The sequence below is a fragment of the Rhodococcus sp. MurmanLake-1 genome (assembly GCF_056945715.1).
This window is the reverse complement of the sequence record NZ_JBWZNF010000021.1, coordinates 15,188-27,769: the sequence shown is the minus strand read 5'-3', so window position 1 is coordinate 27,769 and position 12,582 is coordinate 15,188. Positions and strand designations below refer to the sequence as shown.

The following is a 12,582-nucleotide window of genomic DNA, read 5'->3' as shown; positions in this document are numbered from 1 at the left end:
TTTCAGAGGCACGAGGCAGCCGTGTCTTGGCGACCTTCCGAGGTGGTGTCGTTGCTACGACTGTTCGAGGAGACGACAGTGACCAAGTCGATGCAGCGCGGTGCTGTTGACCCCCGTGGTGGGCCTCAGCAGCGAGAAATTCCAGGGTTCTGAGGTTTCGCCCCCGGACGTGTTCGATGCCCATTCCAAGAGCGATGAGCACTCTCCTGGCGCGGTTGACCGAGGATTCGCTGACTTTGGCCCGGGCAGCGATTGTTGATTTTGCTGCGCAGACCCCGCGTCCTGTGTGGGATTCGGCGAAATGTGCGTGAGCTTGTGCCACGACGTAAGCCTTGTCGGGCCTGATCAGGTTGCGCGCGCACAATGCCTTGCCGGCCGGAGTGGTGGTGTGGTGCCGGAACTGGCGGAGCCATTCCCTGCGTGACGTCCAGACCGGAACGCGTGCTTGTTCCTTTGGTTCGACGGGTAGGGACCAAGAGCGTCCACGCTGGTCAGTGCGCTCGTTGAGTTGTCGTGCAGCGGCTTCGATACGAGCCACACGTGCGAGAGCGCCGTCGACTGCTGCTTGCCATTCGTCGACTTCTGTCGACTGAAGGACAGGAGATCGTGTGCCGATGCGCGACACGCCGACGGTTGATGATATGGAATGAGTTGGGGTGTATTCAGGGTATGCGCTACCCTGAGACATACCTGCCATAGGTAAGTCCCTTCCAGGGGATGCAGTACGAGCAGAGAAAGCGCCAACTTTCAAAGCTCACCTCTCGAGAATGTTCGAGAACAGATGTCGGAGAACCTGCCAGTTCTCACTCGACGTCAAGGACCTGCCAGTCCTATTTCGCCGCGATGCGGTCCGCTCCCAATCACCCCCTTCGGGGGCCTTTGTACTTTTCAAGAGGTCTGCGCTGTTTAGTTAGGTATCGGGGTACTTCTCTCGCTGCCGGCTAGGGGCGCCCTCCCCATCTGCGGATCCGCTGTACGCGCGTCGCGGCCGCGGTCGTTCGAGAGGTCTGTTCGACCCGGCGGCCGCACATCGGTACCGCTATGGGTACGGTGCTGGCCTGCTCGGATGGGACATTCGGGACGCAGAAGTGTGATCCTGGCATCGCGAAAGCTGAAATGTGATCTGGACGTGCCAGAAATGACACCGAGAACACGTCCGCGGGTATGGCGGAATTGCGTTTCTGCGATATCATCGAGTAAGCACCGCCTCTTCCTTTCGAGGTAGTGGTGGTCACCGCCTCTTCCTTCACTGGGTTAGTGGTGGTCAGGAAGCTGGGAAGCTTCCACAACCGCATAAACGGACAGCCCCCGATGCCGCCAAGCCCTGGGGGTTGTTCGCTGTCTAGGGATAGTTCATGCGCCGACCGCAAGCTGCTCGATGCGACGCAACGATCCGGCCGCTTCGACTTCGAGAAGTCTTAGCTGCTCCGGATGCAGCTTGTCGCTGATGTAGTCCGGTATGTCCAGTCCGTGTGTGATGGCCAGTATGAGCACGGAGTAGTCCCCAGCAGGGATTCCGAGTTCGGCGGCCCGATCCTCGTACACCTTGTGCTGCTTGAGGGGAGCACGAGTCGCGATGTGTCCGCGAGGTCCCTTGTTGTGCTGTGCCATGAGGAAAGACTAGAACCAATCTGTAACTGATACGGGTAGGCGCGCTTGTTCGGTGTGTCGCGTGTGGTTGATGTTGCCATGGAGTTCTGTGGGATTTTGCGGCGGCCCGCGTCACAGGTCGAGGCCGGCCAGTCCAGCGACGAGCTCGACGGGGTGTTTCTAGGGCTTCGCCGAAGGCGGATCCTGGGTGGGTCGGCGCTTGTTCGTTCGATGATCTCGTGTCGGAGCCGGTTCGAAACTCGAGGAGCGGATGGAGAGATGCTTAGCTCTCATGCTGTGAAATGCCGGGTGCAATCATGTGTGTTTGAACGTGGGGGAGCGGTTGGGCAGCCCACGCGTGGGCTACTGCTTCTGCAGTGCACTGTCGTGTGACGCGGAGAGTGGCCCGTAAACCTTGGACGTGTGAGAGGAGCGTCGGAGAGATCCGGAAAGCAACCTTGAGATGACCTCTCGCCGAACATGCCTCTCGAAGGAGAACTTGACATTCTGTGTTCGCGGGCGAGTCGTGACGGGACTTCGGTTGGGGCGGGGTTCATCTGCGTGCGATGTCACGGTTGACACTCTTCATCGCAGTTACGCAATGGATTTCGTTCGACAGGTGGAGCGGCAGAGTCGCGTGTTCTGCGACTTCCGCTAGTGCAATGTTCGGATCGACATATCGGGAGCGAAGTGCTCCTGCGTCCGAAGGGGTGCTGTGCGTTTCGTCAATTGTTCCCCAGGGTCAATGGCTCCACACCGCCAAGAGTTCGGCCCGAAGGCTGGGCGAGCGAACATAGTGGTTAGACCTCAGTTGCGCGCTGGGATGCCCAACGTCGGCGAGACGCTTTTCGACGTCTGCGACAGGAAGCGGCACTAGATCGTTGCAAACGAGGAGAAAGCAGTGAAATTGCCTGGGGGAGAGGGGTATTCTTTCCTGATTGGATATCACGACAGCGGGTGGCAGTAGCAATTCGTTATCCATGGAGATGCGGATGATTACGTCCCCGCGTGCAATGCTGCGTGGCTTTTCGATAGTGAGCGTTTCGAGTCGGTATCTCGCAGTCGGATCAACCGAAAGCTCCTTCCTTGAAGGCTTTTTCACAGCTGTGGTGCGTATGTGAGGATGGTTCTCGCGTTCGCTGTCTTGCCTGATGAATATTCTGTTGGTCGGAGTTGGAAGAAAGTCGTTGTCGAGGACCTGCGTTCGTCCTGTGATGCCGGGGATGGGTACGGCTCGCCCGATTGCCCATTCACGTTCAGCGTTCTCGATGAATATCTGGTCCACCGCGGTGGTTTCGTCGATATTGTTGATGAATGCGCGACTGTCGGCGACCACTTGAGGGTCATCGGAAATGATGACTGCTTCATGGGTGAATAAAGAGTTTTCAGAAGCATTCGCCGAGCCGATTACAGCTCGTTGGTTCGTCACGATGACCTTGGCGTGCAGTGCTGACGACGAGAGGATGCGAACGCCCTTGCTGAGGTAGTGCGAAAGAACGACAGGTGAAGTGGCGTGGGCACGGACCGCCGCGGTAGAAGCATTGACGACCAGAAGGTCTCCACTGCGAAGTGGAAGTAGTTCAGGCGCCAGGTGTCCCAGAAAGGGGACGGCGGCATAGCGCGGGCCTCGCGTGCGGATCGCGCGAGTGATATGTGGCCACGGGTTCGGTCCGTGGAAGCTGGTCCCCATAATCTAGAACGGTAGCGCGAATCGAGCCCGGTTTCTGGCGCCTGAGTGAAGCTGCTGTTGTTCTGCGTCACCTCCGAAGCAAAGCATCGCCCGGGTATCTGTCGTGGAGGTAGAAGAACGGTGTGGCGATCACCCCCGCCGGGCCAGACGACGTGATTTTCCAGTGGTACTGCAGCGCTGTCGATTCGGCGTGCGAATCCGATACGGGACAGTGGCAGTAATAGGGCTGGATGTGCGGGGGAAAGCGTCTGCCGCCCGTTCGAACAGCGCCCTGCGCAGTTCACCGGAAACTCTCCGCCGTAAGCGATCCCGCCGAGGTGAGGGTGGGTGTGGTGGATCGTGGGGCCCACGCACGGAGGAGACGAGTGGCCTGAGATCGTTGACGCTTCACCGTGTGGATACACGGTGACTGATGAAGATCGCCGGCGGATCGAGTCGACTCGCGATGGTGCTCGAAAAAGGAACGTGCAGAGAGCTTCTCAAGGTTCAAGTGCAGATTGGGTGGTGTGGTCTTCACGAGTTGGTGAACCCATGCGTTGCGTCGGGAAGCCGGTTTGCTGGCTTGAAGTTGGGGCTCGCCTGCCGTTCTTGGGTGGTCTCTAGTTTCGAGCTCACGTGAGGTGGCGGCTGGGAGGCGTCAGCGTGGCTTAGGCGCCATCAGGTAGAAGGCGATAGTGGCCGGCGTGATGGTTGCGAGCGCAACGTAGGACATGGCACTGATTGGAGACGGTGCGGGGAAGAAGATTCCGTTGAGATAGATCCATGAGGTTGCGACGGCACCGGCGATCAGTGCTGCGATTGTCACGGCGGTGGCTGCGCGCTCACGGAAAAGGAGCATCACGGCGCCGATGCTGATGACGACGTATAGGCTCACCCAGAAATAGACGACCAGAGTTGACACTGCGTTATAGATAGAAGGCAGTGGGCCAGCGGCGCCGATCACCATAGTGCAAATGCACCACGGTGGCGGTAACAACTCGTCCGAAGCGCCACGGACCGGCTTGACGATGGCATTCGACCTTGCCTGTTTACATCAGGAAGAGAACCAATACCTGTCAATCCCGAGTGAAAAACTGCTTGATCTTTCCGAAGAGGTACAGCGACTTCTCGGCTGGGGGTCCGGAGCGAACCTGATGGGTTACGTCGAACGGGGCGGTCAGATGATCGACGCACGCGTTCTCCTCGAAAATGGTGCCGTCGAACTCCCGACTGCCCGCTGACCCTCGATCCTGCACGTCGCTTACCATCCGCAACCCAACTCGCACAGTAGATTCTGGGTTTCGAATCGAGAAACGATCTGTAGCGTGGCCGTCCGGGTGCCGGGCGTGGACTTGTGGGTGGTCGAGCAGATGCGGGAAGGCTGGGGATTTCGGGCCACGGCGAAGCGACTTGTGGCGAGAGAGCTCGAGATGCCCGCGGAGTGTTTTTGCCGGTACCAGAACAAGACATCCCGCCCGCTCGTGGGTCGTCGAACTGGCGCCAGCGACCTCGTTGCCCGCCTTCTTGTCTGCAAAGGGGGCGCTCGGAGCCCCGACGCTGCATGATCGAGTCGGGGCGGTCGAACGCCGTCAGCGTCGAGCACACAACGCCGACGACCCACTGTCCGTGCGAGGCCAACATCATGCGGGACCGCGCATCTGCAACCATAAACAGTACGATTGGTATGAAAGAAGGTTTGCTCTGTTCGATACCAAGTAGTGACACTTGACGGGTTGAGGCAAGCGGCAAGGTGACTTGAGCCTCGATTGGGGTCACGTGCCTGGTTCGTTGTCGCTGTTGTCGGAGATCGGCGTTGATGCGGCAGGCTGGAGCAAGGCGATACCGGCTGCGCCCAGTTCGCGGGCACGGGAGACGGAGCGTAGTTGATAGCGCGAGGAGCGGCGGTGCCCGCCGTCGGGGCGTTCCCAGGCGAGGTGTTTCGCGGCGTCGGGGCTGTGCGGGAGGCAGGGCGGCGCAAAGGCAGCGCGGTGATGCGATCTGTGCGCGTCGAGTTGCTTTCGGCCTGTGCGCAGGCGGGGGAGAACATGAACGATGCTGTGCATCCACAGGACTGAGGATGGCGGCGATGTCGGAGGCGGAAGTGATTGTGGGCGCCACCGATCGGTTCGACCGCTGCCTGAAGTCCTGCGGGTCCTGGACTTCATTCCGTCCGAGTGGCTCGATCAACGCGTCAAGCGCAGTGTGATTCAAAACTGTTTTCGCAGTGTTTTTCAAGCCTGGATATTTTGTACCGATTATCTGATTCAGAAAAGCGCGCCCTATGCCCGTCGAGTGCGCTCCGGTAGATAACTGCTCGCAGCGGAAAGTCGGTCGGTGGCGCCCGGTGCAAAGGAAGTTCGGTAGCGGCAGCTTTCATATTTACGGGATAGGACTCGTAGTTGATCGTTCACCTCAATGTTGTTGAGACTGCCTGTGTTTCTGACGGTTGGCGCATGGGTAAGTGGGGGCATGACGCGGTAGACCGCTGCGGCTAGTTCGTGCGCGTGCGCGGAAGGCGTAAACGAGGTTTGCGTGCGCTGGCTGCGCGATACCTTGCTCCCTGGGTCGACAGCCTCCGCATGCGCCGTCCGAGTGGGCGGGACGCCCCCGGCGCGCGCACAACTGCTCGAGTTCGTCCGTGTGCGAGTGCGCATGGCGGGTACCGAATTTGGGTGAAGTCGGCTGACCAAAACTGTCGAGTCCGCGCGGATCGAGGTGACATGTAGCGCTGTTCTGCGCGTGCGAGATGAATCTCGTCGGTGTCGGTGTCGGTGTCGGTGTCGGTGCCGGTGAAGTCGGGGTCGGACGGTTGGGTCAGTTCGATTATGAGAGTGAGCTTTCCGTAGGTTTCTGGACGGGATACAGGGGATGAGTGCCGGTGATGCCTTTGAGTTGGAGGGTGCGTGGTGGTCCGAGGGTGATGTCGTCGATGTGGATGGTTGCGTCGCGGACGGATTCGCTGACGAGGATTTCGCCTCCGTGGGCTTGGCCGGCAACTCGGGCGGCCATGGCTACGTTGAGTCCGAAGAGGTCGTCGCCTCGTCGTACGGATGTGCCTTGGTGGATGCCTATGCGTATCCGGATCTGGTTCCATCGTTCGGGGTTATCGCTGAGGGCGTGTTGGATGCGTAGCCCGCATCGTATGGCTTGGGCGGGGTCGGTGAATGCGATCATGAAGCCGTCACCTTGGTTTTTCACGATGTGGCCGCCGTGAGTTTCGGCGTGTGTGGTGATGAGCTTGTTGTGTCGTTCAAGTAGTTTGAGCCATTGCCGATCGCCGAGTTCTTCGTTGCGGGCTGTGGATCCTTCGATGTCGGAGAACGCGATGACGATGTGGCCGTCGGCGGTCATGCGTGCGAGGTCGGGGCGTTCGATTCTGGCCCAGCCGGCGAGGTCTTCGATGGAGTTGCGCACGGTGGCGCCGAGTCCTTTGTTGAGCAGTGAGTCCGCTGTGTGGAATGCGGTTTCGATGGCGCGCGGGGCAATTCCGCGTCGACGTCGGGGACGGTCAGAGTTGCGGCGTGCTCGTTGGAGTGCGTTTCGTGTGTCTTTCAGCCTCTTGGTCGAGATGAGGAGGAGGATGCCGAGCACAACGATCACGGCGAGTTCGACTCCGGCTGTAATTATCCACGTGGTCACACGCCTATTTTGTCCCTTGACTTTCGGACAGTGTCAATTTCGTTCGAGATTTTTCGGGAACGCGCCGGCCCTGCTGGCGATGACGGGTGTTGGTGGTGTTTGTCGGCGCCAGTGTGTGCGAAGGTCGTCATCGATCATGTCGTAGGCCCACGGGGGCTCGATTTGCTGGTTACCATCGGCGCCGACCGCATCACCTGCCAGTGACAGCGCGCCGCTGACGGTCATCGTGCGAGTGCGGCGCCGATCAGTACTTCGGCTGCAGCGCGTGCTTGTGTGGCCACGCGCGGATCGGCGGAGATGGCAGCTGTGGTTTGCGCTCCCTCCGCGAGTATCGACAGCTGCGCTGCCAGCAGTTCTGAGCCTCCGATGTCGGCAACGAGTCCGTTCATATAGCTCTGGAAAGCGGCCTTGTGCTCCCGAATAATTTGCGCGATGGCCGGGTTCGTGCCCCCTAGTTCGCCGAAAGCGTTGATGAAAGCGCAGCCGCGAAACCCGTCGCTGCAGAACCAGTCTTCGAGGTAGCCGTAGACAGTGAGGAGTCGCTCGCGGACGTCGTTGCCGGCCGCCGCGACAGCCTGCGTCAGGCCGTGTTCCCATTCGGTGTGTTTGCGTGCCAGCACCGCCGTGACGATGTCGGTCTTGGACGGGTACAGGCCATACAGCCGCCGTAGCGACACATCGGCCGCGGTCCGTAGCTCGTCCATGCCGACCGCGGCAAATCCCTTGCGGTAGTAGAGCTTCTCGGCGGCGGCGAGGATGCGCTCGTTCGCCTCTCGATTGTCCATGACGCAATTCTACTTGACTTGAGAACGTCCGTTCTCTAATGTCGAAAACACTGGCGAGAACGATCGTTCTCGCCACTTTCGAAGGGAACCAACATGGGATTCGTCACCGTCGGCAACGAGAACAGCACCCCCGTCGAGCTCTACTACGAGGATCAGGGCGAGGGACAGCCGGTCGTTCTGATTCACGGCTACCCGCTCGACGGCCACAGCTGGGAGCGCCAGACTCGCGAACTCCTGGCTCAGGGATATCGGGTAATCACCTACGATCGCCGCGGTTTCGGACAGTCGTCGAAGGTGAACACCGGTTACAACTACGACACGTTCGCCGCCGACCTCAACACGGTGCTCGAAACGCTCGAACTGCACGACGTCGTACTCGTCGGCTTCTCGATGGGAACAGGAGAGCTCGCCCGCTACATCGCCCGCTACGGGCATGAGCGTGTCGCGAAGCTCGCCTTCCTCGCCTCGCTCGAGCCGTTCCTCGTGCAGCGCGACGACAACCCCGAAGGCGTCCCGCAGGACGTCTTCGACGGCATCACCGCCGCCGCGAAGGGAGATCGTTACGCCTGGTTCACGCAGTTCTACCGGGATTTCTACAACCTCGATGAAAACCTGGGTGCCCGCATCAGCCAGGAGGTGGTGACAGCCAACTGGAACCTCGCGGTCACCAGCGCCCCGGTGGCCGCCTACGCGGTCGTTCCCGCGTGGCTCGAGGACTTCCGCGGCGACGTCGAGGCCGTCCGCGCTGCAGGAAAGCCGACGCTCATCCTGCACGGTACGAAGGACAATATCCTCCCCATCGACGCGACTGCCCGACGATTCCACCAAGCAGTACCCGAAGCTGACTACGTCGAGGTAGACGGCGCACCGCACGGTCTGCTCTGGACGCACGCCGAGGAGGTCAACACCGCCTTGACGGCATTCCTGGCGATGTAGTCGAATCAGAGCTGCTTCTGTGAGCCGCTGAACGAAGTGACCCACACTTTCGGACATGGACGATCCAGCGCTGGACCGAGAATGGTCGAGACTACTTCTGCATGTGTTGCATACCTCGAAGACCGCTGGTGGACATCGGGATTTCCGAGGGCGTCGTCGAATTGGCGGCAAGCATGTTCGGGCTCGCTGCAGATGCGGCATGGGAACACTCGACACAATTTTGGGAGGTCGCACAGTCGACCACCTGGCGGCCGTCCTACAGCCCGGGGTTGGGTCGGCCGAAAGAGGGTAGTGCAGCAACGAGCACCCAGAGTTCTTCGGCGTCGGGGCTCGCACCTCGGCGCCGACGAACCTCCCTAACTTCCGTTTGCGAGAACGCTTGAACTGAGCCGAAGGCAAGGCGTGGACCTTCCGTCTGAGTACGGTCTCGAGTTGGGAGTGGACCTCAGGCCACCGGGATGGCAGTGCTGGCGAAGTACGTACCGGCTGCGTGGCAGGGGAATGCCGCAGCTCCTGCGACATTGACAGGTTTGCCGATTCTTGAAGTGGAATATGTTGTGTTACATCGGTTTCACCGGTTGTGACTCCGTTTTTCGTCGTCTTCGATTCGAACGCGTTCCGATGTTTTCGATAACGTTCGCATGATGGTGGCTGCGGAAGCGTTGCTGATCTGCTCGTCGAGTGTGGTGATCTCGCAATCGAGGCTGAGAAGTTGCCGTGCGAGGCAGGTCGCACGCTGGCCGGTGGTCGACGTATCTTGCCCAGCACCCGGTCTCCGTAGCATGCCTTTGGTCAGCACACCGTGCATTGTCGGACGACGGACCCGCAGGCTGGCGGATGATCTCGTCGAGCCGTCGTGGTCGAGGTCACTGCAGCTAACCGAGTCCAGAAAATTGCCCAGGGGTGCGCTCGTCGACGTCAGTCCGTGAAAATGTAGTGCGGCGTGTCATGGGTAAGTACATCGTGAGTGCCAATGTGTGCGGGCACGGTTTGTGCGTAGTTGGGACGCCATCGTGCGTGGTTCCCCAAAGATGGTGTGCTGGTCGGTTCGTGCGAGCGGGCCGGGTGGGGGCACGAACGCCCGCTGCACGGGAGAAATCGACGTCGAGCGCTCGGTGTTGCGGTGTCGAGTCCCGTTCCCGTGCCGGGGCACCGGTGGCGATGTCGGGGGTTCGGGCGGTGGTTCTGGAGGTTTCAATGGCGTTGGGGTGGAGCGTTTATGCTGCGGTGTGATTGGGTTGGTGCGGCGCGAGGATGTGGTCGACCGGCGCGGTGTTGGCAGTATCGTCTCGTTCGAGGGTTCCGCCGGTGCGTAGGTGTTTCGGACACGCGGGGTCGGGGTAACTGCGTTGCGGTGCCGAATTCCTTTGATGCGGACATCAGGCGCCGAGCCTCGGCAGTTCGGACTTGGGCTGCCGGGGCTGTTATCAACTCGCAGGATGTTCATCGCTGAGCGTGTACAAGGCGTTGGTGGCCTCATCGCCACCCTGGATCCCGGCGAAGACTCGGTGCAACTTCGGGTCAGACGCGCGGGTTGCCTGAGTCATTGCGCCTGGCTGTCGTTGTTGGCGTTGGGTGTTGAGTTGGCGGGTTTCGGCGAGTTGGACATCGAGGATGATGATGCGGCAGGCTGCGTCGAGGACGGTGCCGGCGGTGACGAGTTCGAGGGCGTTCGGCGATGCGTAGTTGGTAGCGCGAGAAGCGGCGGTGCCCGCCTCCGGTGCGATGCGTTTTGTGGTGTCGCGGCTGGCCGGAATCGTTGCCGGATACCGAGGATCTCGGCGGCGTGGCCCATGCCTGTAGGGGGTAGTTTTCGTCATCGAGCTTGCGGGACAGCGTGCCGGTGGCTTTGTCTGCCGTGATGGCGGTCGTCTTTCGCTGGAATGGTCGAGGCCCCGGCGCGGGGGAGCGCCGGGGGCCGGATGGGGGTTCAACTCTTTCACTGAACCAACAACTGCATTCTTTCTCAGCTTCCGGACTCACGCGCCAAGTCAGGCAGCCACGTTGCCGGGGTGACGGGTCCTGAACTGCACGCTCACAGAACTACTTTCGTTCTTGGCACGTCCTGCGGTACTGCTTGCGGTGGTTCGACTCTTCTGCACGTTTGAATTCGTTCCTTGCTTGTAAGCCGCAATCGGGAGATATCGAGCCAGCGACAGACCTCGAGTTGGCGGTGCTGCGCGTTGTCGAAGAAAGGGCCCGGAACACCCCAAAGCCTCTCAAACGAACGACTGCGCTTCGCATTCGAGTTGACCGACTATTGGTGCCAGATCTGCGAAACGCTCTTGCGGCAGACTGTTTGTTCTATTAGTCTCCTTTTTGTTGCTTCTGGTCGTAACAGGCAGTTTCGCGAGGGGAGAACGATGGTGGACAAGCCGCGTAAGACTTCGCGTTTTTCGGCGATTCCGACAAATCCCGTGTGTGCGCAGAAGGGGTCGCGCCTCCATCCGTAGGGGTTGGTGCACAGCACATCAACCCCACCCCGCCTCATTCGTGAATCTGATTTTACGTTGTCGCCTCCTCTAGTTGCCCGGGCTCCGCCGTATCCGGCGGGTTCGAGCAAGGGGTCGTCGTGCGCTTGATTCGGCGGGATTTGCCTCTTGGCGTCGTCAGACCTCGTCGAGTGAACGGCTTATTCCCTGCAAGGAGGTCGACCCTCCGACGTGGTGCTTCCGAAACTCCAAGAGCGCAAACATGTTCAGTAAACAACGCGCACAGTCGTTGAAGCATCGGACAATGCCAGCCCCATGCGCGGGCCGCGACCCTGCGGTGTGTGCACTCAAGCTCTTGCACGGAGAGGAATCCTCTGTTGTCGCGCAAAACCGTTCTCCACCGAGCCTGTTCGCAACTCTGCCGCTCGGGCGCAATCGGAGTGACCGTTGCCGGGATCATCGGCGCAACCGCACTCACCGCGCTGCCGGCCCACGCAGACATCCGTCCGCAACCCGATCCGACCGGATCAGTTTTGGACGGTCGACTGACCGGCCCGAACGACAACGGCGCATATTTTGTCGATGCTCCGTACACCGCTGCAGCTGCGTCCCGCGCGGTCGGGCAACTCGTATGGGATTACCTGTGCACCGGTTCGGTGATCAACAGCAACAAGCGCACACTGGTGATCACTGCCGCGCACTGTATCGGAACAAACGCAGGTGGCGGGTATGAAATCAGCCCAGAATTCCGCGCAGCGTTGGCGCAGGGTCGCGTGGAATTCACACCGGCATTCGACGGGAGAAAAACACCGGAGGACCGTCCATTCGGGACATGGAACGTCGCCGATGCATGGGTTCTTCCAGCCTCGAACGCCGATGTCGCCGTCTTGGAGGTCGAACCGAACGGTCGTGGACAGTTGATCCAGGACGCAGTGGGTGGCGGGTTCGATATCCACGCGCCGATCGCAGCCGGCGAACGCGTCCGTGCCACCCTGGTGGGATATCCCGACCCGGAACCGTTTCTGTCCATCGCTCAGTCCGCATGCGTGGGTGACTACACGCTCTATCCGGGGGGAGGGAACAGCTCGATACGTCGAGTGGCGGAACAGCAAGAATGCTGGGTCGGAGGCGGATCGAGCGGGGGTCCCTATATTTCGGCTCCGGCCACGGTGGGCGGTTCACCACAGGTATTGACCGTTCTCAACAGCAACGGTGGAGCTGACGTGCCCTCCGTCGCGGGAGAGCTTCTCGCGCTGGCGGACATCCCCGCGGTTGAAGCACCGGCAATCCCCGGCCTCGGCTCCTGATCGCGTACCCGTGATCGGATTGTCTAACTGCCTTGAAAGCTTCTGTCCCCTAGAATTTTATCGCCACATCGGCGTTGCCAGGGTGGACGTGTCCACCTCGTGGTGGATGTCGGATCGGGCGGGTGATGCGCGTGTTCAAGAATGTGCCGCAACGCCTTTCGGGTAGTTGGCAGCTTCCGGTCAAGCCCCCGGCGTCGCGCGGGAAACCAGATGCGTTTCGCTCC

The 12,582-nt window shown here is 60.5% G+C and carries 11 protein-coding genes; 3 read left to right on the top strand and 8 right to left on the bottom strand.

The window, feature by feature from the left end; genetic code table 11:
• Window positions 1-1,353 precede the first annotated feature (1,353 nt).
• The 3 genes from AC2ETI_RS30845 to AC2ETI_RS30835 form a co-directional block, all read right to left on the bottom strand.
• Complete coding sequence (locus AC2ETI_RS30845) at window positions 1,354-1,611, bottom strand: hypothetical protein (protein ID WP_029256882.1); 258 nt, start codon at window positions 1,609-1,611, stop codon at window positions 1,354-1,356.
• A gap of 721 nt (window positions 1,612-2,332) precedes the next feature.
• A complete protein-coding gene (locus AC2ETI_RS30840; RefSeq protein WP_029256881.1) occupies window positions 2,333-3,280 on the bottom strand; it encodes a phospholipase D family protein in 948 nt (315 codons plus the stop codon).
• Window positions 3,281-3,917: 637 nt separating this feature from the next.
• On the bottom strand, window positions 3,918-4,181 hold the full coding sequence (locus tag AC2ETI_RS30835) for a hypothetical protein (protein WP_144440156.1): 264 nt from the start codon (window positions 4,179-4,181) through the stop codon (window positions 3,918-3,920).
• Window positions 4,182-4,233: 52 nt separating this feature from the next.
• Here AC2ETI_RS30835 and AC2ETI_RS30830 point away from each other — a divergent pair, with 52 nt between their 5' ends.
• The gene (locus tag AC2ETI_RS30830) at window positions 4,234-4,500 is read left to right on the top strand and encodes a hypothetical protein (RefSeq protein WP_029256879.1); all 267 of its coding nucleotides are present in this window, start codon (window positions 4,234-4,236) and stop codon (window positions 4,498-4,500) included.
• Window positions 4,501-5,031: 531 nt separating this feature from the next.
• Here the strand turns inward: AC2ETI_RS30830 and AC2ETI_RS30825 are convergent.
• The 4 genes from AC2ETI_RS30825 to AC2ETI_RS30810 form a co-directional block, all read right to left on the bottom strand.
• Window positions 5,032-5,322, bottom strand: coding sequence for a hypothetical protein (locus AC2ETI_RS30825; protein WP_029256877.1), 291 nt, complete (start codon window positions 5,320-5,322; stop codon window positions 5,032-5,034).
• Between the two features lie 760 nt (window positions 5,323-6,082).
• The gene (locus AC2ETI_RS30820; protein ID WP_029256876.1) at window positions 6,083-6,898 is read right to left on the bottom strand and encodes an adenylate/guanylate cyclase domain-containing protein; all 816 of its coding nucleotides are present in this window, start codon (window positions 6,896-6,898) and stop codon (window positions 6,083-6,085) included.
• Between the two features lie 33 nt (window positions 6,899-6,931).
• Window positions 6,932-7,123, bottom strand: coding sequence for a hypothetical protein (locus tag AC2ETI_RS30815; protein WP_029256875.1), 192 nt, complete (start codon window positions 7,121-7,123; stop codon window positions 6,932-6,934).
• Window positions 7,120-7,683, bottom strand: a complete 564-nt coding sequence (locus AC2ETI_RS30810; RefSeq protein WP_029256874.1) for a TetR/AcrR family transcriptional regulator — start codon at window positions 7,681-7,683, stop codon at window positions 7,120-7,122. Before AC2ETI_RS30810 ends, AC2ETI_RS30815 begins: the two co-directional genes overlap by 4 nt.
• 93 nt (window positions 7,684-7,776) lie before the next feature.
• Between AC2ETI_RS30810 and AC2ETI_RS30805 the strand changes: the two genes are divergently transcribed.
• On the top strand, window positions 7,777-8,619 hold the full coding sequence (locus AC2ETI_RS30805; RefSeq protein ID WP_029256873.1) for an alpha/beta fold hydrolase: 843 nt from the start codon (window positions 7,777-7,779) through the stop codon (window positions 8,617-8,619).
• A 1,427-nt stretch (window positions 8,620-10,046) separates the two neighbouring features.
• On the opposite strand, the gene AC2ETI_RS30800 is transcribed toward AC2ETI_RS30805, so the two are convergent.
• Window positions 10,047-10,439 (bottom strand): hypothetical protein, encoded by a 393-nt coding sequence (locus AC2ETI_RS30800; RefSeq protein ID WP_338051107.1) that lies wholly within the window; start codon window positions 10,437-10,439, stop codon window positions 10,047-10,049.
• A gap of 989 nt (window positions 10,440-11,428) precedes the next feature.
• On the opposite strand from AC2ETI_RS30800, the gene AC2ETI_RS30795 reads away from it, so the two are divergent.
• Window positions 11,429-12,358 carry a trypsin-like serine peptidase gene (locus AC2ETI_RS30795; RefSeq protein ID WP_158510661.1) on the top strand — a complete coding sequence of 310 codons (930 nt, stop codon included), beginning with the start codon at window positions 11,429-11,431 and terminating at the stop codon, window positions 12,356-12,358.
• Window positions 12,359-12,582 lie beyond the last annotated feature (224 nt).